The organism is Nocardioides anomalus (assembly GCF_011046535.1).
Classification (GTDB): Bacteria; Actinomycetota; Actinomycetes; order Propionibacteriales; family Nocardioidaceae; genus Nocardioides; species Nocardioides anomalus.
The window spans coordinates 2,148,860-2,170,312 of the sequence record NZ_CP049257.1 but is presented as its reverse complement, the minus strand read 5'-3'; the positions used below and the strand labels follow the sequence as shown (position 1 = coordinate 2,170,312).

Annotated in this window: 21 protein-coding genes; 4 read left to right on the top strand and 17 right to left on the bottom strand. The window is 72.2% G+C overall.

The window, feature by feature from the left end:
- Positions 1–24 precede the first annotated feature (24 nt).
- The 9 genes from G5V58_RS10995 to dop form a co-directional block, all read right to left on the bottom strand.
- Positions 25–1,014, bottom strand: coding sequence for a helix-turn-helix transcriptional regulator (locus G5V58_RS10995; RefSeq protein WP_165232292.1), 990 nt, complete (start codon positions 1,012–1,014; stop codon positions 25–27).
- A complete protein-coding gene (locus G5V58_RS10990; RefSeq protein ID WP_165232289.1) occupies positions 1,011–1,973 on the bottom strand; it encodes a helix-turn-helix transcriptional regulator in 963 nt (320 codons plus the stop codon). Before G5V58_RS10990 ends, G5V58_RS10995 begins: the two co-directional genes overlap by 4 nt.
- Before the next feature lie 44 nt (positions 1,974–2,017).
- Positions 2,018–3,022, bottom strand: coding sequence for an FKBP-type peptidyl-prolyl cis-trans isomerase (locus G5V58_RS10985; protein WP_165232286.1), 1,005 nt, complete (start codon positions 3,020–3,022; stop codon positions 2,018–2,020).
- Positions 3,023–3,217: 195 nt separating this feature from the next.
- Complete coding sequence (pafA, locus tag G5V58_RS10980) at positions 3,218–4,579, bottom strand: Pup--protein ligase (protein ID WP_165232283.1); 1,362 nt, start codon at positions 4,577–4,579, stop codon at positions 3,218–3,220.
- A 16-nt stretch (positions 4,580–4,595) separates the two neighbouring features.
- On the bottom strand, positions 4,596–5,078 hold the full coding sequence (locus G5V58_RS10975; RefSeq protein WP_165232280.1) for an NUDIX hydrolase: 483 nt from the start codon (positions 5,076–5,078) through the stop codon (positions 4,596–4,598).
- Between the two features lie 65 nt (positions 5,079–5,143).
- A complete protein-coding gene (gene prcA / locus G5V58_RS10970; RefSeq protein WP_165232277.1) occupies positions 5,144–6,088 on the bottom strand; it encodes a proteasome subunit alpha in 945 nt (314 codons plus the stop codon).
- Positions 6,085–6,957: a proteasome subunit beta gene (gene prcB / locus G5V58_RS10965; RefSeq protein ID WP_165232274.1), complete on the bottom strand. Its 873-nt coding sequence runs from the start codon at positions 6,955–6,957 to the stop codon at positions 6,085–6,087. The genes prcA and prcB overlap by 4 nt, the downstream gene beginning before the upstream one ends.
- Positions 6,954–7,151 (bottom strand): ubiquitin-like protein Pup, encoded by a 198-nt coding sequence (locus G5V58_RS10960; RefSeq protein ID WP_165232271.1) that lies wholly within the window; start codon positions 7,149–7,151, stop codon positions 6,954–6,956. Before G5V58_RS10960 ends, prcB begins: the two co-directional genes overlap by 4 nt.
- A gap of 63 nt (positions 7,152–7,214) precedes the next feature.
- Positions 7,215–8,723 (bottom strand): depupylase/deamidase Dop, encoded by a 1,509-nt coding sequence (dop, locus tag G5V58_RS10955; protein WP_165232268.1) that lies wholly within the window; start codon positions 8,721–8,723, stop codon positions 7,215–7,217.
- A gap of 28 nt (positions 8,724–8,751) precedes the next feature.
- On the opposite strand from dop, the gene G5V58_RS10950 reads away from it, so the two are divergent.
- Positions 8,752–9,375 carry a class I SAM-dependent methyltransferase gene (locus G5V58_RS10950; protein ID WP_165232265.1) on the top strand — a complete coding sequence of 208 codons (624 nt, stop codon included), beginning with the start codon at positions 8,752–8,754 and terminating at the stop codon, positions 9,373–9,375.
- Positions 9,372–9,836: an aminoacyl-tRNA deacylase gene (locus tag G5V58_RS10945; RefSeq protein WP_165232262.1), complete on the top strand. Its 465-nt coding sequence runs from the start codon at positions 9,372–9,374 to the stop codon at positions 9,834–9,836. The genes G5V58_RS10950 and G5V58_RS10945 overlap by 4 nt, the downstream gene beginning before the upstream one ends.
- Here G5V58_RS10945 and G5V58_RS10940 read toward each other — a convergent pair.
- From G5V58_RS10940 to G5V58_RS10915, 6 genes are all read right to left on the bottom strand, one after another.
- A complete protein-coding gene (locus G5V58_RS10940; RefSeq protein WP_165232259.1) occupies positions 9,826–10,008 on the bottom strand; it encodes a hypothetical protein in 183 nt (60 codons plus the stop codon). The two genes, G5V58_RS10945 and G5V58_RS10940, sit on opposite strands and share 11 nt — an antisense overlap.
- 13 nt (positions 10,009–10,021) lie before the next feature.
- Complete coding sequence (locus G5V58_RS10935; protein WP_165232256.1) at positions 10,022–10,204, bottom strand: hypothetical protein; 183 nt, start codon at positions 10,202–10,204, stop codon at positions 10,022–10,024.
- A complete protein-coding gene (locus G5V58_RS10930; protein ID WP_165232253.1) occupies positions 10,201–10,380 on the bottom strand; it encodes a hypothetical protein in 180 nt (59 codons plus the stop codon). Before G5V58_RS10930 ends, G5V58_RS10935 begins: the two co-directional genes overlap by 4 nt.
- 100 nt (positions 10,381–10,480) lie before the next feature.
- Positions 10,481–12,229 (bottom strand): proteasome ATPase, encoded by a 1,749-nt coding sequence (gene arc / locus G5V58_RS10925; RefSeq protein WP_165232250.1) that lies wholly within the window; start codon positions 12,227–12,229, stop codon positions 10,481–10,483.
- Between the two features lie 128 nt (positions 12,230–12,357).
- Entirely contained in the window at positions 12,358–13,308 is a 951-nt protein-coding gene (locus tag G5V58_RS10920; protein WP_165232247.1) for a tRNA (adenine-N1)-methyltransferase, read from the bottom strand.
- Positions 13,305–14,450, bottom strand: a complete 1,146-nt coding sequence (locus G5V58_RS10915; RefSeq protein ID WP_230487270.1) for a site-2 protease family protein — start codon at positions 14,448–14,450, stop codon at positions 13,305–13,307. Before G5V58_RS10915 ends, G5V58_RS10920 begins: the two co-directional genes overlap by 4 nt.
- A 50-nt stretch (positions 14,451–14,500) precedes the next feature.
- Here G5V58_RS10915 and G5V58_RS10910 point away from each other — a divergent pair, with 50 nt between their 5' ends.
- Together G5V58_RS10910 and G5V58_RS10905 are read left to right on the top strand one after the other, a co-directional pair.
- Positions 14,501–15,364 (top strand): RecB family exonuclease, encoded by an 864-nt coding sequence (locus tag G5V58_RS10910; protein ID WP_165232244.1) that lies wholly within the window; start codon positions 14,501–14,503, stop codon positions 15,362–15,364.
- An 84-nt stretch (positions 15,365–15,448) separates the two neighbouring features.
- The gene (locus tag G5V58_RS10905; RefSeq protein WP_165232241.1) at positions 15,449–17,047 is read left to right on the top strand and encodes a peroxidase family protein; all 1,599 of its coding nucleotides are present in this window, start codon (positions 15,449–15,451) and stop codon (positions 17,045–17,047) included.
- A gap of 2 nt (positions 17,048–17,049) precedes the next feature.
- Here G5V58_RS10905 and G5V58_RS10900 read toward each other — a convergent pair whose 3' ends face one another.
- Both G5V58_RS10900 and metH read right to left on the bottom strand, forming a co-directional pair.
- Entirely contained in the window at positions 17,050–17,691 is a 642-nt protein-coding gene (locus tag G5V58_RS10900) for an HAD family hydrolase (RefSeq protein WP_230487269.1), read from the bottom strand.
- A 4-nt stretch (positions 17,692–17,695) separates the two neighbouring features.
- Positions 17,696–21,427, bottom strand: coding sequence for a methionine synthase (gene metH / locus G5V58_RS10895; RefSeq protein WP_165232238.1), 3,732 nt, complete (start codon positions 21,425–21,427; stop codon positions 17,696–17,698).
- Positions 21,428–21,453: the final 26 nt, after the last annotated feature.

The window sequence follows — 21,453 nt, the reverse complement described above, 5'->3', positions numbered from 1 at the left end:
AGTCGTTTCCAGCGTACTCGCCCCTCAGCCGTAGAGGCTGAGCGCCCGCTGAGCGGCGGACGTGAACGTGTCGGCGTACGACGCGGGCGAGACCACCGTCGCGTACGGCGCGAGCCGCAGCAGCAGGCGGGTCAACCAGCGCTCGTCGGCGACGAGCAGGACGACCTCTGTTCGGTCCTGACCCACGTCGCGGATTTCCTCGGCGGGGTAGTACTCGGTGACCCAGCGGGCCTCCGGCTCCAGCAGCAGCGTCACCGGGGTGACCTCGGAGGACTGGCTGAAGATGCCGTCGCCCAGGTCGCGGGGGCCCTCCTGGGGGGTCTCCACGGGGTCGTCGAGCACCTCGGCACGGTCGATCCGGTCCAGTCGGAACAGCCGCGGCGCCTCGGCGCTGTGGCACCAGGCGTCGAGGTAGAGGTGGCCGACGTGGGTCACCACCCCCTTGGGGTCCACGACCCGCTCGGACTGCTCGTCGCGGCTGGCCACGTAGTAGGACAGCCGGACCTGCCGGCCCCGGTCGGCCGCGGTCTGCAGCCGCTTGCCCAGCAGGGCCAGGTCGGTGTCGGCGGCGGCGCCCGGGTCGATCTGGGCGCCCGCGCCACCCTCCGCGGCCGCGGTCTCCAGCTTGGCCAGCGCGCGGTCCACGACCTCGCGGGTGTCGTCCTTGGCGCCGTTGCGCAGCGCCCGCAGCGCCACGATCACCGCCGAGGCCTCGGTGGGACTCAGTCGCAGCGGCCGGGCCAGGTAGTCGGCGTTGGAGACCTTGATGACGCCGTCGGTCCGCACACCGTCCGGGCCCTCGAGCGCGTCGATGTCGACGTCGATCAGGTCGTCGGGGTAGCCGCCCGGCAGGCCGCACATGAAGAGGACCTTGAGGTCCTTGAACAGCTGGTCGGGCGCCACGCCGAGGGCCTGCGCGGCCTCGTCGAGGCGGACCTCGCCGTGGGCGTGCAGGTAGGGCACCAGGGTCAGCAGCCGCGCGACCTGGTCCTTCGCGCTCGCGGGGGCGCTCACGCTACGGCCTCCCGCAACCGGCCCACGACCGCCTCGCGCAGGGCCACGGGCTCCTCGACGTAGGCGTCCGCGCCGTAGCCCAGGACCTCGTCGGCCAGCCCGACCGAGCCGCGCTCGAGGACCAGCCGGTCCCAGGTGGACTCGGTGTCGGGGCCGGGCACGCCCTCCTCCACGCTGTCCGCGCCGCGGCGCAAGGTGTGGCCGGCGCCCTTGCGGACCAGCAGGACCACACGGGTGGTGGACGGCTCGGGCGCGAGGCGGCGGGCCACCTCGCTCACGTCGGTCCCGGGCGGGATTTCGTAGGAGCCCGGCCGGCCCCGCTTGGTGGCCTTGCCGACCACCCGCGAGAGCCGGAAGATCCGCTCGGCCCGGCGGTCGGTGTCGAAGCCGACGACGTACCACCGCCCGGAGTAGCGGGCCACGCCCCAGGGCTGGAGGTGGCGGGTGCGCTGCTCGGTCTCGCCCGAGCGCACGTAGTCGAAGACCACCGGCACGCGGTCCTGGGTGGCCTCCCAGAACACGTCGAACGACGGCTCGTCCGCGCTGAGCCGCGGCTCGACGATGTCGAGCGCGCCGAGGTCGACGTCGACCCCGAGCGCGGTCAGCTTGCGGACCGCCTCGGTCGTCGCCTCGGCCAGCCGGGCGTGCTGCCAGACCTTGGTGGCCAGGCCCACCACGGCGGCCTCGTCGGCGGTCAGGCTGATGTCGGGCAGCGCGAACTCGTCGGGGCGGATCCGGTAGCCCGGCTCGTCGTCGAAGAAGGCGTCCATCTGGCCCACCTCGATGGGCACGCCCAGGCTGCGCAGCTCGTCCTTGTCGCGCTCGAACATCTTCTCGAACGCCTCCGGCGTCGACCCCGGGTAGAGGATCTCGCGGATCCGCTCCTTGGCGACGTAGGTGCGCTGCACCAGCAGCATGATCAGCAGGTTGAGGAGCCGTTCGCTCTTCTCCGCCGCCATGGCTCAGATCCTGCCACCTCGGGCGGCCGGACCCCTCACGACATTCAGGCGGCGCCCAGCACGTCGATCATGAAGACCAGCGTCGCGTTGGCCGGGATGCCGTCGCTGCCCTGCTCGCCGTACCCCAGGTCCGGCGGGACCTCGAGGACCACGCGCGAGCCCACGGGCACGCCCTCCAGGCCCTGGTCCCAGCCCTTGATGACCGCGCCGGTGCCGATGCTGAACGTCGTCGGGGCGCCCTGGCCGTCGTCGCCGTAGTTCTGGTCGAACGGCTTGTCGCCCCCGAACGCCTGCCCGAGGTAGCGGACCGCGATGGTCTGGCCCTTCTTGACCCGGGGGCCGGTGCCCTTGATCAGCTGGGTGCGCAGGAGCTTGTCGGTGGGCTGCGGCGTGCCGGTGAAGTCCCAGCTCTTGATGACGCCCTTCTCGAAGTTGGGCTTGGGCATCCAGGCCGGGTACGCCGTCTGTTCGCCCTCCGGCTTGTCCAGGACCTTGGAGACCAGGTCCACGATGACCAGCACGGAGTCCTTGTTGCCGATGTCGAGCTGGGAGTTGCCGGCCTGGCCGAACATCTCCTCCGCCGAGGCCGTGATGGCCAGCCGGCTGCCGATCTTCGCGTCGCGGATCCCCGCCAGGAAGTCCGGCAGCTGGTTGTTGACCGTCAGCAGCTCGGCCTTCTTGTCGGTGTAGGTGCTGTAGACCTCGCGCTGGGAGTAGCCGTTGCCGATCCACAGCTGGGCCATGACGTCGTCCTGGCCCTTGAGCGCGTCACCGTCGCCCTCGGTCAGGGTCTCGGTCTCGACCTTGCCGGCCTGCATCTCGCCCTTCCACTTCACCTCCGGCGCCGTGCCGACGTCCCCGGAGATGGTGACCGCGTCCAGCCGCTCCGCCGCGCCCTCGCTGACGCCCAGCGGGTCGTCGCCGCCCCCGCCGCCGTCGTCACCGCACGCGCTGAGCACCAGCGCGGCGCAGGCCAGCAGGGCCGGGATCGTGGCGAGCCGTCGGGCGCGCGACCGCGTCCGCGAGGCAGGGCGACCTGTCAGGAGCACGCCGGAACCCTAATGGCCGAGCCTGAGAACTGGACAAACGCGGTCGGTACGACGCCGCCCGCCCCGCCCCGCAACGGCACGCACGGTCCGGGTGACGACCCCGGCCCGGCGGCCGGTCCTGTGCAGGGACCCGCCCCCCGCCACCGCGGGCGGGCGTGGAGGCGCGCCGGCGGCATCCCGCGAGGCGCGGCCTCCTCACATGCCGTCGATGAGCCTCTGCACGCGCTCGTCGTGGGCGCGGAAGGGGTCCTTGCAGAGGACGGTGCGCTGGGCCTGGTCGTTGAGCTTGAGGTGGACCCAGTCGACGGTGAAGTCGCGCCGGCGCTCCTGGGCGCGGCGGATGAACTCACCGCGCAGGCGGGCGCGGGTGTTCTGGGGCGGGACGGACTTGGCCTCGAAGATCTTCAGGTCGCTGGTGACGCGGGCGACGGCGCCGCGCTTCTCCAGCAGGTAGTAGAGGCCGCGGCCGCGGTGGATGTCGTGGTAGGCCAGGTCGAGCTGGGCGATGCGGGGGTGGCCGAGGGGCAGGCCGTGCTTGGCGCGGTAGCGGTCGATCAGCTTCCACTTGATGACCCAGTCGATCTCGCGGTCGACCAGGCCGAGGTCGTCGGACTCGACGGCCTTGAGGCCGCGCTCCCAGAGGTCGAGGGCGGCCTCGATGGTCGGGGTGCTGATCTGGCGGCGGTCGACGAAGTCGCGGGCCTTGGCGAGGTACTCGCCCTGGATCTCCAGCGCGCTGGCCTCGCGACCGTTGGCCAGGCGGACCTTCCGGCGGCCGGTGACGTCGTGGCTGATCTCGCGGATGGCCCGGATGGGGTTCTCCATCGTGAGGTCGCGCATCACCACGCCCTCCTCGATCATCCGCAGCACCAGGTCGCAGGAGGCCACCTTGAGCATGGTGGTGGTCTCGCTCATGTTGGAGTCGCCGACGATGACGTGCAGGCGGCGGTACTTCTCGGCATCGGCGTGCGGCTCGTCGCGGGTGTTGATGATCGGGCGCGAGCGGGTGGTGGCGCTGGAGACGCCCTCCCAGATGTGCTCGGCGCGCTGCGAGACGCTGTACGACGCGCCGCGGGGCGTCTGGGTGATCTTGCCGGCGCCGACCACGATCTGGCGGGTGACCAGGAACGGGATGAGGACGTCGGCCAGGCGGCTGAACTCACCGGCGCGGCCCACGAGGTAGTTCTCGTGGCAGCCGTAGGAGTTGCCCGCGGAGTCGGTGTTGTTCTTGAACAGGTAGATCTCGCCCGCGATGCCCTCGTCGTGCAGCCGCTGCTCGGCGTCGAGGAGCAGCCCCTCCAGGACCCGCTCCCCCGCCTTGTCGTGGGTGACCAGCTCGACGACGTCGTCGCACTCGGGCGTGGCGTACTCCGGGTGCGAGCCCACGTCGAGGTACAGCCGGGCGCCGTTGCGCAGGAAGACGTTGCTGCTGCGACCCCAGCTCACCACCTTGCGGAACAGGTAGCGGGCGACCTCGTCGGGGCTCAGCCGACGCTGGCCCTTGAACGTGCAGGTGACGCCGTACTCGTTCTCGATCCCGAAGATCCGGCGGTCCACACCACAACCCTACGGGTCAGGGCGCAGCACCGGGGGTCAACAGCCCGGCGTGGTCGAGGGCCAGGTAGGTCTCGAGGGCCGCACCGAGCCGCCCGGCCCGCAGCTCGGCCCGCAGCTCACCCACGCCGACGAGGCGGACCGTGATGTCCTCGAGGTCGTCCAGCTCCTGGTCCCCCGCCAGCCGGCAGCCGCGCGCGACCACGACGTGGCGCGGGTGGGTCTTGTTGTTGACCGGCGCCGTGACCACGAGCTCGGCCGAGTCCGCGACGTAGCCGGTCTCCTCGCGCAGCTCGCGCAGACCGGCCGCCACCGGGTCCTCGCCGTCGTCGACGAAGCCACCGGGCGGCGAGAGGCGGACCACGTCGGGGCCGGGCCGGAACTGCTCGACGCACACGACGTCGCCGTCGGGCGTCAGCGGCAGCACGGTGACGGTGGCCGGGGTGTCGTCGAGCTCCCAGACCGCCTCGGTGCCGTCGGGGAGCCGGACGGTGCGCTGCACGATCCGCAGGAACCCGTCGTGTGCCGGCCGGTCGGGCCCGACGCTCGTCCAGGCCCGTGCGTCGCTCAGGGCGCCACCGGAGGCCGGTCGTCGCCCTCGCCCGGGGAGGACGGCGGGGGTGGCGGCGCCACTGGGTCCACGAGCGGCGGCACGTCGCCCGAGGTCTGGTCGGTGGGGTCGGCGGGATCATCCGGGGTGACGTCGGAGGAGGCCGGGCCGGGCGGGTGCTCGGTGTGCTCCTCGGTGCCTTCCTCGGTGCGCTCCGTGCCCTCCTTGACCGGGTTGGACTCCGTCGGGCCGCGGTCGCCGAGCAACGACTCGAGCCGGTGGGGCCCGATCCGGCTGAACTTGCGCGGCCGCGCGCGGGTCCGGTCGAGCACGGCCACCTCGAGGTCCTTGACCGGGATGGTGCGGTCGTCGGACTCGCCGCGCTCGTTGGCGGTGCGGCCGAGCGCGGACACCGCGAGCGTGACCGCCTCGGTCAGCGTCGCGCCCTCGCGGTAGTGCTCGGACAGGTAGGCCGAGACGACGTCGGCGGCGCCGCCGACGACGGCGTAGCCGTGCTCGTCGGCCACCTGGCCGTCGTAGGTCAGCCGGTAGATCTGGTCCTGCTCGGCGGTGTCGCCGATCTCGGCCACGAAGATCTCGACCTCGTAGGGCTTCTCGCCGCCGCTGGAGAAGATCGTGCCGAGGGTCTGGGCGTAGGCGTTGGCCAGCCCGCGCCCGGTGACGTCGCGGCGGTCGTAGGCGTAGCCGCGCATGTCGGCCAGCCGGACGCCGGCGATGCGGAGGTTCTCGAACTCGTTGTAGCGCCCGACCGCGGCGAAGGCGATGCGGTCGTAGATCTCGGAGATCTTGTGCAGGGCCTGGGAGACGTTCTCCGAGGCCAGCAGGATGCCGTCGGCGTACTGCACCGCGACCATGGACCGCCCGCGTGAGATGCCCTTGCGCGCGAAGTCGGCCCGGTCCTTCATCAGCTGCTCGGGCGAGACGTAGAACGGCATGCTCATGCCGAGGCACCCCCCGTCGTGGCCGTCGAGCTCGTGGTCAGCGGCGCGGCCGGGCCGTCGGGCCGGGTCATCCGGGCCGCGATGACGCGGTCGGCCACCTCGGCCACCTCGTCGTCGGCGAGTCGTCGGCCGCCCTCGACGGTGATGATCTGCACGACCGGGAAGATCCGGCGGGTCAGGTCGGGCCCGCCGGTGGCGGAGTCGTCGTCGGCGGCGTCGTAGAGCGCCTGGACCACGACCTCCACCGCGCCGGTGACCTCGAGGTCGCCGCGGTAGAGCTTCTTCAGCGCACCGCGGGCGAACATCGAGCCGGAGCCCACGGAGTGGAACGCGGTCTCCTCGTAGCGGCCGCCGGTGACGTCGTAGCTGAAGATCCGGCCCTGGCCGGTGTCGAGGTCGAAGCCGGCGAAGAGCGGGACGACGGCCAGGCCCTGCATGGCCATGCCCAGGTTGCCGCGGATGAGCGCGGAGAGCCGGTTGGCCTTGCCGTCGAGGGAGAGCGTGGTGCCCTCGATCTTCTCGTAGTGCTCGAGCTCGACCTGGAACAGCCGCACCATCTCGACCGCGATCCCGGCCGTGCCGGCGATGCCGACCGCGGAGAACTCGTCGGCCGGGAAGACCTTCTCGATGTCGCGCTGGGCGATGACGTTGCCCATGGTGGCGCGCCGGTCACCGGCCATCACCACACCGCCGGGGAACGTCGCGGCCACGATGGTCGTGCCGTGCGGCGCCAGGTCGCCGGCGTTGCCCTGCGGGACCGCGCGGCGCGCGGGCAGCAGGTCGGGCGCCTGGTCGGCCAGGAAGTCGGCGAACGAGGACACGCCGGGCTGGAGGTACGCCGCGGGGAGGCGAGGGTCGGTGGTGCTCACTCGCCGCCCTTCTGGATGAACGACTTCACGAAGTCCTCGGCGTTGGTCTCGAGCACGTCGTCGATCTCGTCGAGGATCGCGTCGACGTCGTCGTCCAGCGCCTCCTTGCGCTCGGCGACGTCGGTCTCGGTGACGTCCTGCGGCGCCTCCTCCGTCTCCGAGGACTTGCGCGGCTGCTTCTGCTCCTGGGCCATGGCTCCAACCTAGCCGCCACCACCCACAGTCGGGGGACGGTGTGGCGTTCCGGACCGGGTGGCTCAGCGGGTCAGCTCGGCGACCAGGGCCTCGGCCGTCTCGGAGCGGTCCAGCAGCTCCCCGACGTGCGCCTTGCTGCCGCGCAGCGGGTCGATGGTCGGCACCCGCTGCAGCGACTCGCGCCCGGGCAGGTCGAAGATGACCGAGTCCCACGACGCCGCGGCGACCTCGGGGGCGAACTTCTCCAGGCAGCGGCCGCGGAAGTACGCGCGGGTGTCCTCCGGCGGGTCGTGCATGGCCGCGTCGACCTCGGCGTCGTCGAGCAGCCGTTCGATCCGGCCCGCCGCGGCGAGCTTGTTGTAGAGCCCCTTCTCGGGCCGGATGTCGGAGTACTGGTAGTCGATGAGCTGCAGCTTGGCGTCGTCCCAGTCCAGGCCGTCGCGCGAGCGGTACTGCTCGAGCAGCTTGAGCTTGGCCACCCAGTCCAGCTCGGAGGCGCACAGCATCGGGTCACGCTCGAGCCGGTCCAGCACCGACTCCCAGCGCGCCAGGACGTCGAGGGTCTGCTCGTCGGCGTCGGCGCCGAGCCGGTCCTCGACGTACTTCTTGGCCAGGTCGAGGTACTCCAGCTGCAGCTGGACGCCGGTGAGCGTGCGGCCGTCGGCCAGCGTGATCGTCTGCTTGAGCGTCGGGTCGTGCGAGACCGCGCGCAGGGCGGCGACCGGGCCGTCGACGGTGAGGTCGCGGGAGAGGTAGCGGTCCTCGATCATGGCCAGGACCAGCGCGGTGGTGCCGATCTTGAGGTACGTCGAGACCTCGGCCAGGTTGGCGTCGCCGATGATGACGTGCAGGCGGCGGTACTTCTCCGGGTCGGCGTGCGGCTCGTCGCGGGTGTTGATGATCGGCCGCTTGAGGGTGGTCTCCAGGCCGACCTCGACCTCGAAGAAGTCCGCGCGCTGGCTGATCTGGTAACCGTGCTCGCGCCCGTCCTGGCCCATCCCGACCCGGCCGGCGCCGGTGACGACCTGGCGGCTCACGAAGAACGGCGTCAGGTGCCGCACGATGTCGGCGAACGGCGTGGAGCGCCGCATCAGGTAGTTCTCGTGCGCGCCGTACGACGCGCCCTTGTTGTCGGTGTTGTTCTTGTAGAGCACGATCGCCGTGCCCCCGGGCAGCTGGCCGGCCCGCCGCGCGGCGTCGAGCATGACCTGCTCCCCCGCCTTGTCCCAGCGCACGATGTCGCGCGGCGTGGTGACCTCGGGCGTGGAGTACTCCGGGTGGGCGTGGTCGACGTAGAGCCGGGCCCCGTTGGTGAGGATGACGTTGGCCAGCCCGAGGTCCTCGTCGGTGAGCTGGCTCGGGTCCGCGATCTGGCGCGACATGTCGAAGCCGCGGGCGTCGCGCAGCGGTGACTCCTCCTCGAAGTCCCACCGGGCACGCCGGGCGCGCACCGTGGCCGAGGCGTAGGCGTTCACGACCTGCGAGGACGCGACCATCGGGTTGGCCAGCGGCTGGCCGACCACCGAGATGCCGTACTCGACCTCCGTGCCCATGACCCGTCGGACCGACATGCGTTCAGCGTACGGGTAGCGTCAGGACGTGGGCTGGTGGTCCGAGCGCGTGCTGCCGCACTGCGTCGACCGCTCCCTCTCGACCCGCCCGGTCATGCGGCTGCGCGAGCAGGTCTGCGCCGGGCTCTCCGGCCGGCTGCTCGAGGTCGGCTTCGGCAGCGGCCTGAACGTCGGCGCCTACCCGGACGCCGTCACCGCGGTCGACGCCGTCGAGCCGTCCGAGCGCGCGTGGGCGCTCTCCGCCGGGCGGCGCGCGGGCTCACCCGTGCCCGTCGAGCGCACCGGCCTCGACGGCCAGCGGCTCGAGGCCCCCGACGCGACGTACGACGCGGCGCTGGCGACGTTCACGCTCTGCACCCTCCCCGACCCGGCCACCGCCCTGGGCGAGGTGCGCCGCGTGCTGCGCCCCGGTGGCACGCTGCACGTCCTGGAGCACGGGCTCGCGCCCGAGCCAGGGGTCGCGCGCTGGCAGCGCCGCCTCGAGCCGCTGCAGCGCCGGGTCGCCGGCGGCTGCCACCTGACCCGCGACGTGCCCGCGCTCCTGGCGGCCGCCGGCTTCCGGGTCACCGGCGTCGAGCAGTCCTACCTGCCCGGCCCGGCGGCGAGCCGGCCGTGGGGGTTCACCACGCGGGCGGTGGCGGTGCGGGCGTGAGCGCGGACCCCGACGTCCCGGCGGCGGCCGCCGCCGACGCGCTGGGCCTGGCCTACGAGGTGGCGCGCCACGGGCCGGTCGGCTCCTTGGCCGAGGCCGCGGCGGCCCGCGGCGTCTCCCCGCACCAGCTGGTCAAGACGATGGTGGTCCGCGTCAGCGCGGACGAGCACGTCTTCGTGCTGGTGCCCGGCGACCGCGAGATCGCCTGGCCCCAGCTGCGTGCGCTGCTGGGTGTCAACCGGCTGACCATGGCGTCCGCGGACGCGGCGTACGACGTGACGGGCTACCGCCGCGGGACCATCACGCCACTCGGCAGCCGGACGGCGCTCCGGGTGGTGGCCGACGCCTCCATCAGCGGGCGGATCAGCCTCGGCGCGGGCGCGCCCGGGGTCGGTCTCACCGTCGACGCCGGCGCGCTGCTGGTCGCGCTGGACGCGACCGTCGCCGACGTCACTGGCTGAACGGGCCGCCCGGGTCGAACCGCGTCTGGTTCTCGACCGAGCGCCGGTAGGCGTCGGACCCGAGCAGGCTGCTGTGCGGGTCGAACGCGGTCCGCTTCGAGCGACCGCTGGTCCACCAGGCCAGCGCCCCCAGGACCGCGACCACGGCGGCCGCCACGATCCAGAACGTCATCGCGTCCTCCTGGTCACAGGATGAGCCCGGTGCCGGCGTCGCCGGGCTGGCGCCGCGGCTCCTGCCCGGGCCGATCGGCCCGCTCGGCCGAGCGCTGGAGGCGCGAGCCCGTGGGGCGGGGTGCGGACAGGCCCCACCAGGCCACGCCGCCGACGGTCAGCAGCACGACCGCGAGCGCCACGAGGGACCCGGTCACAGGTGCGGGCCCAGGTCGTCCACGTGGTGCTGCTGCCCGCGGAGGTAGGCCTCGCCGCGGGCCGAGTCCTGCGCGTTCCCGGGGCCGGGGAGCTGACGCCTGGACCGGCGAGAGCCCCACCAGCCGAGCGCGCCGACCACGACGAGGATCCCGACGACCACCAGCAGTGCGACCACGACGCCTCCCAGACGGGTTGTCCCCTTCCGACGCGCGAGCGCCGTCAGGAGTTCCCAGACTAGGCCTTCGCTTCGGCGTACGGCGGGAGAAGGTTCCGGACTAGAGGTACTGGCCGGTGTTGGGGACGGTGTCGATCGAGCGGCCGGGCTCGGTGCCCTGCTTGCCGGTGATGAGCGTGCGGATGAAGACGATCCGCTCGCCCTTCTTGCCGGAGATCCGGGCCCAGTCGTCGGGGTTGGTGGTGTTGGGGAGGTCCTCGTTCTCCTTGAACTCGTCCACGCAGGCCTGGAGCAGGTGCGAGACGCGCAGCCCGTGCTGCTGGAGGTCGAGGAAGTCCTTGATGGCCATCTTCTTGGCCCGGTCGACGATGTTCTGGATCATCGCGCCGGAGTTGAAGTCCTTGAAGTACAGGACCTCCTTGTCGCCGTTGGCGTAGGTCACCTCGAGGAAGCGGTTCTCCTCGGTCTCGGTGTACATCCGCTCGACGGTGGCCTGGATCATCGCGTTGACCGTGGCGTCGCGGTCGCCGCCGAACTCGCCGAGGTCGTCGGCGTGCAGGGGCAGCGTGGTGGTGAGGTACTTGCTGAAGATGTCGCGCGCGGACTCGGCGTCGGGCCGCTCGATCTTGATCTTCACGTCGAGGCGCCCGGGGCGCAGGATCGCGGGGTCGATCATGTCCTCGCGGTTGGAGGCGCCGATGACCAGGACGTTCTCCAGCAGCTCGACACCGTCGATCTCGCTCAGCAGCTGCGGGACGATGGTGTTCTCCACGTCGGAGGAGACGCCCGAGCCACGGGTGCGGAACAGCGAGTCCATCTCGTCGAAGAACACGATGACGGGCGTGCCCTCGCTGGCCTTCTCCCGGGCCCGCTGGAAGACCAGGCGGATGTGGCGCTCGGTCTCGCCGACGTACTTGTTGAGCAGCTCGGGGCCCTTGATGTTGAGGAAGTAGGACTTGCCCTCCTGGCCGGTCTTGGCCGCGACCTTCTTGGCCAGGCTGTTGGCCACGGCCTTGGCGATGAGGGTCTTGCCGCAGCCGGGCGGGCCGTAGAGCAGCACGCCCTTGGGCGGCTTGAGCTCGTGCTCCTTGAACAGCTCGGGGTGCAGGTAGGGCAGCTCGACGGCGTCCTGGATGGTCTCGATCTGGCCCTTGAGGCCACCGATCGACTCGTAGGCGATGTCCGGGACCTCCTCGAGGACCAGCTCCTCGACCTCGGACTTCGGGACCTTCTCGTAGACGTAGCCCGCACGGGGGTCGAGCAGCAGCGAGTCGCCGGCGCGGATGGTGTCCTGCTTGAGCGGCTCGGCCAGGCGCACCACGCGCTCCTCGTCGGCGCTGGCGATGACCAGGGCGCGGTCGCCGTCGGCGAGCAGCTCCTTGAACATCACGACCTCGCCGGCCTTCTCGAACTCCAGCGCCGCCACGACGTTCAGCGCCTCGTTGAGCATGACCTCCTGCCCCTTCTGGAGGGTGTCGAGGTCGACGCTGGGGCTGACGTTCACCCGCAGCTTGCGCCCGCCGGTGAACACGTCGATGGAGTCGTCGTCGTTGCGGGCCAGGAAGGTGCCGAAGCCGGCCGGCGGCTGGGCCAGCCGGTCGACCTCCTCCTTGAGCTTGGTGATCTGGTCGCGCGCCTCGCGCAGGGTGCCGGCCAGCCGCTCGTTCTGGCTGGTCACGGCGGCCAGCGAGCGCTGCGCGTCGGCGAGCCGGAGCTCGAGCCCGCGCGAGCCGGTGGGCGCCTCGTTGAGGCGGCGGCGCAGGTCGGCGACCTCGGCCTCGAGGAAGCGCACCTGGCTCGTGAGCTCCTCGGCACTGCGGCCGCCCGTGGAACCGTCGTAGGCAGTCATGGGTGTCACCTCCTGTGGGTGCTTTCGACCCTACTCGCGCAAACTCGTCCACCAAGCGGAAGTCCACGCGGTGTTGGTCACGAAATGAACACCGTGCCGGTTGCCAGCAGGTTGCCCCGCTGTTGCGCTCAGCTCTCCGGGTCCTCGACGGGTACGCCGGGCGGGCGCGGGCCCTGGTAGTCCGGGCCGTAGGCGCCGGGCGCCGGGCGGCGCTTCTTGAGCAGCGTCCTCTCCCCCGGTGCCATCCGGCGGGCGGTGACGAGGAACGCCGTGTGCCCGATCATGGCGTGGCCGGGCCGGACCGCGAGGCCCTCGACGTGCCAGTCGCGGACCAGCGACTCCCAGGCGGCGGGTTCGGTGAAGCCGCCGTGCAGGCGCACGGTCTCGACGAAGCGGCTCAGCTGGGTCGTCGTGGCGACGTACGCGCAGACGATGCCGCCGGGGCGCAGCGCGTCGGCGGCCGCCTCGAGGCACTCCCAGGGCGCCAGCATGTCGAGGATGATCCGGTCGGCCCGCTCGCCGGAGCGGGGCAGCTCCTCGGCCAGGTCGCCGACCCGCAGCGACCAGGCGGGGTGGTCGCCGCCGAAGAACTGGATGACGTTGCGGCGGGCGACGTCGGCGAACTCCTCGCGCCGCTCGAAGGAGGAGACCCGCCCGGTCGGGCCCACCGCGCGCAGCAGGGAGCAGGTGAGCGCCCCGGAGCCCACGCCGGCCTCGACCACGTGCGCGCCCGGGAAGACGTCGGCCATGGCGATGATCTGGGCGGAGTCCTTGGGGTAGACGACCGCGGCGCCGCGCGGCATCGAGATGACGAACTCCGAGAGCAGCGGCCGGAACACGAGGTACTCGCCGCCGCCGGAGGACTTGACGGTGAAGCCCTCCTCGCGGCCGAGGAGCTCGTCGTGCTCGAGGTGGCCCTTGTTGGAGAAGAAGCGCTTGCCCGCCTCGAGGCAGAAGTTGTGCTTGCGGCCCTTGCTGTCGATGAGCCGCACCCACTCGCCGGGGCGCAGGGGTCCGCGGTGCACGCCCGACCAGTCCTCGGTGCCCGGCTCCGTGCCCCCGCCCGTCTCCTGGGTCATGCGGGGACCTCGCGGAAGGCGCGGTCGACGTCGGCGGTGGTGAGGACGCCGAAGACCGAGCCGTCGTCCTCGACGAGGAGGTACTCCGAGGCGGGGGCGCGGTTCATGGCGCGGACCAGGTCCTCGCCGGCCAGGCCGACGGGCAGGGTGAGGCCGTCGTCGACGCTGCGGGCGACGGTGGACGTGGCCAGCCAGGGCCGGCGCTCCTCCGGTGTCGCGGCCAGCGCCGCCTCGTTGACCACCCCGACCGGGCGTCCGGCGCTGGTCACGGTGACGATGGCGGTCGCGGCTGCCTCCTGCGCGCGGCGCACGGCCTCGGCGAGCGGGAGGTCCTCGGGGACCGACAGGGCGGGGCGGGCCAGGCGGCGGGCCACGAGGGCGGGCAGCCGGCGGCGGATGCGCGCGGACTGCAGCGACGCGCTGGCGCCGTTCCAGAGGAAGAAGGCGATGACGAAGGCCAGGATCAGGTCGAACAGCTGGGGGTCGATGCCGAACAGCGCGCGGCGCAGGAACGGCCAGAGCAGCACCGCGATCGCGGTCACCCGGCCGCCCCACGCGGCGACGACCGTGCCGCGGTGGACGCTCCCGGTGGCCTGCCAGACCGCGGACTTCAGCACCCGGCCGCCGTCGAGCGGCAGGCCCGGCACCAGGTTGAGCGCGCCCACCATCAGGTTGCCGAAGGCCAGGCCCTCGATGACCAGGAGCAGCAGGCCGTCGGGCACGACGAACCACAGGCCGAGCGCGGCGAACCCGACCGCGAGGCTGGTCAGCGGGCCGACCACGGCGATCCAGAACTCCTGGCGCGGCTTCTTGGCCTCGGCGTCGATCGAGGTCAGCCCGCCCAGGAAGTGCAGCGTGATGGCGGTGACCGGGAAGCCGTAGTGCCGCGCGACGTAGGCGTGCGAGGCCTCGTGCAGCAGCACCGAGCCGTAGAGGACGACGGCGAAGACGAAGCCCGCGACGTACGCCCACGCGCCCAGGCCGGGGTGCGCCTCCTCCGCGCGCGGGGCGACCGCCACCGCGATGATGGCCGCGATCACGAACCACGAGGAGGAGACCAGCACGTCGCTGCCGGCCAGGGTGCCGATCTTGATGGTGCCCGCCGGGCGCGGCGCCTTGGGGCTCGCCTGGGTGCCGGACACACCCGAACGCTATCCGACCGCTGTCCGTGGCCCCGGCTAGCGTGCCGCTCATGGTCGGTGCCGCGCTCTCCCCCAGCCGCGCGGGCGACTTCCTGTCCTGCCCGCTGCTGTTCCGCTACCGCACCATCGACCGGCTGCCCAGCTCCTCCTCGCCCGACGCGGTGCGCGGGACGCTGGTCCACCAGGTCCTCGAGGACATCTTCGACCTGCCCGCGCCGGAGCGGACCCCGGCCGCCGCCCACGCCCTGGTCGACCCGGCCTGGGAGGCGCTCCGCGCGCGTTCCGCGCAGGTGCGCGACGTGGCCGCGACCCTCGACGAGCCGACCTGGCTGGCCTCGGCCCACGAGGTCATCGACCGTTGGTTCGTCCTGGAGGACCCGACCCGCCTCGAGCCGGCCGAGCGCGAGGCGTGGGTCGAGGCCACCCTGCCCTCCGGGCTCACCCTGCGCGGCGTCATCGACCGGCTCGACCAGGCGCCCGACGGGTCGCTGCGCATCGTGGACTACAAGACCGCGTCGGCCGTCCGCGAGGGCTTCGAGCAGAAGGCGCTGTTCCAGCTGCGGCTCTACGCGCTCGTGCTGTGGCGCAGCCGCGGGGTCGTGCCGTCCATGCTCCAGCTGGTCTACCTCGGCGAGACCTCCGAGATGGTCCGCTACGAGCCCGACGAGCAGGACCTGCTGGCCACCGAGCGCAAGGTCGACGCGATCTGGGCCGCCATCGAGGAGTCGCGGCGCACCGGCGTCTTCGAGCCCAGCCCCGGCCGCCAGTGCGACTGGTGCGACTACAAGGCCCACTGCCCGGCCTTCGGCGGCCAGGTGCTGCCCATGCCCGCGCCGCCGACCCGCTGGACCCGGCTCCGTCGGGACGTGCGGCGGCGCTGGCGCCGGCTGCGGAGGCGACTGCGGGGCAGCTGAGCCCCTCTTGACGTATCAGGCTCAGCTCGTCGGCGCTCCTCGCTCTCGACCTGACCGCGCGGGGATGCGTCGAGAGGAACGTCCATGGCCGAGCTCCCACGCCGCCGCCTGCTCCAGGCGGGCCTGGCCTCCGGGGTCGGGGCGGCCGCCCTGGCCCGCACCACGACGAGCGGGACGGCCCACGCCGCCGGCGGCTGCCCGATGGGGGGCGGGTCAGCCGGCGGCGGTGACCCGACGACGTTCGGCCGGATGTTCCCGCGGCTGCCGGCGTTCGCCGACAACACCGCGTCCCTGCGCGCAGCGCTGACGGCGATCGGCGCGCCCGGCGGACCGCTCGACGCGGGCGACGACCTGTTCGGCCCGGACGGCGGTCCGGTCAAGCTCATCACCGACCCGGCACTGAGCCTGGTCAACCGCAACAACCCGCACGACACGGCGGGGATGACCTTCGTCGGGCAGTTCCTCGACCACGACCTGACCTTCGACGCCACCTCCCGGCTCGCGGTGGCGACCGAGCCGGGTCGCACCACCAACGTGCGCTCGCCGCGGCTGGACCTGGACTCGGTCTACGGGCTGGGGCCGGTGGCCCAGAGCGAGCTCTACGACCCGGCCGACCCGGTCAAGCTGCGGGTGGAGAGCGGCGGGCAGTTCGAGGACCTGCCGCGCCGCGCGGACGGCTCGGCCGTGGTCGCCGACCCGCGCAACGACTCCAACCTCATCGTGAGCGGCCTGCACGCGGCGTTCCTGTGCTTCCACAACCGGGCCGTCGACGCCACCCGGGTGGCCGGCGAGGACCCGCAGGACAGCTTCGAGCGTGCCCGCGGGCTCACCGTGTGGCACTGGCAGTGGCTGGTGGTCAACCGGGTGCTGCCGAACTTCGTTGGCGACCGGCTCGTGGGGCGGGTGCTGCGCCACGGCGCCCGGGCGTACGCCGCGCGGCAGGGCGGTGCGGTGCCCGTCGAGTTCTCCGGCGCGGCGTACCGCTTCGGCCACAGCATGGTCCGCCCGTCCTACCGGGCCAACCTGGCCGGCGACGGCGGGAGCCCGTTCTTCGGCCTGGTCTTCGACTCCCGCGTCGTGGTGCCGGACGGGCAGGGCCCGGCGAGCGACCCGGGTGACCTGCGCGGCGGCTTTCGTGCGCCGCGGCGCTTCGTCGGGTGGCAGACGTTCTTCGACTTCGGCGGCACGCACGCGGCGGACGTGCGACCCAACAAGGTCATCGACACCACGCTGTCCACGCCGCTGTTCGCGCTGCCGACCTCGGCCATCGCCCACGTCCCCGGCGCGCCCGGCCCGACCGCCCTCCCCCAGCGCACCCTGCTGCGGCACCTCACCTGGTCGCTGCCCAGCGGGCAGGCGGTGGCGCGCGAGCTCGGCGTCGAGCCGCTCGCCCGGGCGGACCTGGCCGACCTCGCGGCGTACGGCCACCGGCTGGACCGCTCCACGCCGCTGTGGCTCTACGTCCTGCGTGAGGCCGACCTGGTGAACGACGGCCAGTTCCTCGGGCCGGTCGGCGGGCGGATCGTGGCCGAGACCGTGCTCGGGCTGCTGCTGGCCGACCCCACGTCGTACCTCAACCGGCAGCCGTCGTGGACGCCGACGCTCGGTCCGGGTGGGTCGGGCTACGACCTCACCGGCTTCCTGCGCTTCGCGGGTGTGGACCCGGACAGCCGGGGCCAGTAGCCCTAGACCGACAGCGAGCGCAGGTCGGCGACGCCCATCCCGGCCAGCGTGTCGCGGAAGACCCGGCGCGGGCCCTCGAGCACCGGCACGTGGTGCTGGACCACCAGCACGGTGCAGCCGGCGGCCTCCGCGGACTTGGCGCCGGTGTTGGAGTCCTCGATGGCCACGCACTCGCCGGGCTCGACGCCGAGGGCGGCGGCGGCGGTGAGGTAGGGCTCCGGGTGGGGCTTGCCGAACTCGACCTGGTCGCCGGTGACCACCACCCGGAAGGTCTCCGGCGGCAGCTGGCGCAGGATCGGGGCCACGAAGCGCTCGTAGGACATGGTGACCAGCGCGCACCTCACGCCGTCGGCCACGAGCTCGTCGAGCAGCTCCCGGGCGCCGGGACGCCAGGGCACGTCGGACTGCACCATCGCCACCACCCCGTCGAGGAGCTCCTCGACGATCTGCTCGGGGGTGAGGTCGACGCCCCAGCGCTGCTGCATGTAGCGCCCGGAGTCCACCAGGTTGTTGCCGACCATCTGCATGGCGTCGGCGTCGGTCCACTCGCCGCCGTACTTCGCGGCCATGCCGTGCTCGACCTCGATCCAGTACGGCTCGGTGTCGACCAGCGTCCCGTCCATGTCCCAGAGGACCGCCTGCACGGGCTCAGTCCTCCGGGTCGTAGCCGAGGTTGGGCGAGAGCCAGCGCTCGGCCTCGGCCAGCGTCCAGCCCTTGCGCTCGGCGTAGTCGGCGACCTGGTCGCGACCGAGCCGGCCCACCACGAAGTACTGCGCCTGCGGGTGGCTGAAGTAGAAGCCGGAGACCGAGGCGCCCGGCCACATGGCCATCGACTCGGTCAGCTCGATGCCGGTGTTCTCCTGGACGTCGAGCAGGTCCCAGAGGGTGAGCTTCTCGGTGTGGTCCGGGCAGGCGGGGTAGCCCGGCGCCGGGCGGATGCCGGAGTAGCGCTCGGCGATGAGGTCAGCGTTGGACAGCGTCTCGTCGGCGGCGTGGCCCCAGAACTCGGTGCGGACCCGCTGGTGCAGCCGCTCGGCGAAGGCCTCGGCCAGCCGGTCGGCCAGCGCCTCGATGAGGATCGCGTTGTAGTCGTCGAGGTCGTCCTTGAACGCCTGGACCCGCTCCGGCAGCCCGATCCCGGCGGTCACCGCGAACGCGCCGACGTGGTCCGGCAGCCCGGTCTCCAGGGGCGCGACGTAGTCCGCGAGCGCCCGGTTGGGCACGCCCTCGCGGTGCTGGCCCTGCTGGCGCAGGTGGTGCAGGACGGCGCGCCGCTCGGTGCGGGAGGCGTCGGTGAAGGCCACCACGTCGTCGCCGTCGGCGCCGGCCGGGAAGAAGCCGTAGACCCCGCGCGCGGCGATCCAGCGCTCCTCGACGATGCGGTCGAGCATGGCCTGCGCGTCGTCGTACAGCTTGCGGGCGGTCTCGCCCTGAGTCGGGCTGTTGAGGATGTCGGGGAACTTCCCCTTCATCTCCCAGGCGTTGAAGAACGGCTGCCAGTCGATGTACTCGCGCAGCTCGGCCAGGTCGTAGTCGTCGAGGACGTGCACGCCGAGACCCTGCGCCGGGGCGGGGGGCTGGTACGCCGACCAGTTGACCGGCGTGGCGTTGGCCTTGGCCGCGTCGTAGGTGAGCTGCGGGCGGTCGTTCTTGGCGGCGTGGCGGGTGCGCAGCGCGTCGTAGTCGTCCTTGACGTCGGCCAGCAGCTTGACCCGGCGCTCGTCGTGGAGCAGCGCGGCCGCGGTCGGGACCGAGCGCGAGGCGTCTTTGACCCAGACGACCGGGCCGTCGTAGCGCGGGTCGACCTTGACCGCGGTGTGCGCGCGCGAGGTGGTGGCGCCGCCGATGAGCAGCGGGATGTCCATCTCCAGGCGCTGCATCTCGTTGGCGAAGTGCACCATCTCGTCCAGCGAGGGCGTGATGAGCCCGGACAGGCCGATGATGTCGGCGCCGACCTCGGCCGCGGTGTCCAGGATCTTCTGGGCCGGCACCATGACCCCGAGGTCGATGACCTCGTAGTTGTTGCACTGCAGCACGACGCCGACGATGTTCTTGCCGATGTCGTGGACGTCGCCCTTCACCGTGGCCATGACGATGGTGCCGTTGGTGTCCTTCTGGGTGGCGAGCTCGGGGTTGGTGAGCTTCTCCTCCTCGATGAAGGGGATGAGGTAGGCGACGGCCTTCTTCATCACGCGCGCGGACTTCACCACCTGGGGCAGGAACATCTTGCCGCTGCCGAACAGGTCGCCGACCACGTCCATGCCGGCCATGAGCGGTCCCTCGATGACCTCGATCGGGCGGCCGCCGCGCTCGGCGATGTGCTGGCGCAGCTCCTCGGTGTCGGCCTCGACCCAGGCGTCGAGCCCCTTGACCAGAGCGTGCGTGATCCGCCCCTCGACGGGCAGCGAGCGCCACTCCTCGGCCGTCTTCTCGGCCTCCTCGCCCTGCTTGTTGTAGGACTCGGCGATCTCGAGCAGCCGCTCGGCGGCGTCGGGGCGGCGGTTGAGGACGACGTCCTCGATCCTCGTCCGGAGCTCGGGCTCGACCTCGTCGTAGACCGCCAGCGCGCCGGCGTTCACGATGCCCATGTCCAGCCCGGCGCCGATCGCGTGGTACAGGAACACGGCGTGGATGGCCTCGCGGACGGGGTTGTTGCCGCGGAAGCTGAAGCTGACGTTGGAGATGCCGCCGGAGACCTTGGCGCCGGGCAGGTTCTGCTTGATCCAGCGGGTGGCCTCGATGAAGTCCAGGCCGTACGACGCGTGCTCCTCGATGCCCGTCGCGACGGCGAACACGTTGGGGTCGAAGATGATGTCCTCGGGCGGGAAGTCGACCTCGTCCACGAGGATCCGGTAGGCCCGCTCGCAGATCGCCTTGCGGCGCTCGAGGTTGTCGGCCTGTCCGTCCTCGTCGAAGGCCATGACCACCGCGGCCGCGCCGTACTTGCGGCACAGGCGGGCCTGCTCCTTGAACTTCTCCTCGCCCTCCTTCATGGAGATCGAGTTCACGATCGGCTTGCCCTGGACGTTCTTCAGGCCGGCCTCGATGACCTCCCACTTGGAGGAGTCGACCATCACCGGGACCCGGCTGATGTCGGGCTCGCTGGCCACGAGCCGGGTGAACCGGTCCATGGCCGCGACGCCGTCGATCATGCCCTCGTCCATGTTGATGTCGATGACCTGCGCGCCGTTCTCGACCTGCTGCGCGGCCACCGTCAGGGCGGCGTCGTAGTCGCCGGCCTTGATCAGGTTGCGGAACTTCGCCGACCCGGTGATGTTGGTCCGCTCGCCGACGTTGACGAAGAGGCTGTCCTCGCTGATTGTGAACGGCTCGAGCCCGGACAGGCGCATGGCCGGCTCGAGGTCGTGGGTCGCGCGGCGCTGCTTGTCCGCCACCGCCTCGGCGATGGCGCGGATGTGCGCCGGGGTGGTCCCGCAGCAGCCGCCGACCAGGTTGACGAAGCCCGCCTGCGCGAACTCCTCGATGATCGCCGCCGTCTCCTCCGGCGCCTCGTCGTACTCCCCGAAGGCGTTGGGCAGCCCGGCGTTGGGGTAGCAGGAGACGAAGGAGTCGGCGACCCGCGCCATCTCCTCGATGTAGGGCCGCATCTCCTTGGCGCCGAGCGCACAGTTGAGCCCGACGGCCAGCGGCTTGACGTGGCGCACAGAGTCCCAGAAGGCCTCGGTGACCTGGCCGGACAGCGTGCGGCCGGAGGCGTCGGTGATGGTGCCGGAGACGATCACCGGCCAGCGGCGACCGGCCTGCTCGAAGACCGACTCGACGGCGAAGATCGCGGCCTTGGCGTTGAGGGTGTCGAAGATCGTCTCGATGAGCAGCAGGTCGGCGCCCCCGTCGAGCAGCGCCTGGGCCGCGGTGGTGTACGCCGCGACGAGCTGGTCGAAGGTGACGTTGCGGGCCGCGGGGTCGTTGACGTCGGGGCTGATGCTCGCCGTGCGCGTGGTCGGGCCGAGGGCGCCGGCCACGTAGCGCGGGCGCTCCTCGGTGGCGAACTCGTCGGCCACGCCTCGCGCCAGCCGAGCCGCCGCGACGTTCAGCTCGTAGGCCAGCTCGTCCATGCCGTAGTCGCTCAGCGAGATGGCGTTGGCGTTGAAGGTGTTGGTCTCCAGCACGTCCGCGCCGGCCTCGAGGTACTCGCGGTGGATGCCGGCGATGATCTCGGGCTGGGTCAGCGTGAGCAGGTCGTTGTTGCCCTGCAGGTCGCTGGGCCAGTCGGCGAACCGCTCGCCGCGGTAGCCCGCCTCGGACGGGCGGTCGCGCTGGATCGCCGTGCCCATGGCGCCGTCGATGACCAGGATCCGCTGCTCGAGGGCTGCGGTGAGCGCGTCGGTGGCGTCGGGACGCCAGTGCTGCTCGCTCATGCCGGACTCCTCCCCGAGGTCGGTTC

Coding starts and splice junctions, on each gene's coding strand:
- G5V58_RS10990 (WP_165232289.1), bottom strand. CDS start 1,973: ATGGCGGCGGAGAAGAGCGAACGGCTCCTCAACCTGCTGATCATGCTG.
- prcA (WP_165232277.1), bottom strand. CDS start 6,088: ATGAGCATGCCGTTCTACGTCTCGCCCGAGCAGCTGATGAAGGACCGG.
- G5V58_RS10960 (WP_165232271.1), bottom strand. CDS start 7,151: ATGGCCCAGGAGCAGAAGCAGCCGCGCAAGTCCTCGGAGACGGAGGAG.
- dop (WP_165232268.1), bottom strand. CDS start 8,723: ATGTCGGTCCGACGGGTCATGGGCACGGAGGTCGAGTACGGCATCTCG.
- G5V58_RS10940 (WP_165232259.1), bottom strand. CDS start 10,008: ATGACGTTCTGGATCGTGGCGGCCGCCGTGGTCGCGGTCCTGGGGGCG.
- arc (WP_165232250.1), bottom strand. CDS start 12,229: ATGACTGCCTACGACGGTTCCACGGGCGGCCGCAGTGCCGAGGAGCTC.
- G5V58_RS10920 (WP_165232247.1), bottom strand. CDS start 13,308: ATGACCCAGGAGACGGGCGGGGGCACGGAGCCGGGCACCGAGGACTGG.
- G5V58_RS10910 (WP_165232244.1), top strand. CDS start 14,501: ATGGTCGGTGCCGCGCTCTCCCCCAGCCGCGCGGGCGACTTCCTGTCC.
- G5V58_RS10905 (WP_165232241.1), top strand. CDS start 15,449: ATGGCCGAGCTCCCACGCCGCCGCCTGCTCCAGGCGGGCCTGGCCTCC.
- metH (WP_165232238.1), bottom strand. CDS start 21,427: ATGAGCGAGCAGCACTGGCGTCCCGACGCCACCGACGCGCTCACCGCA.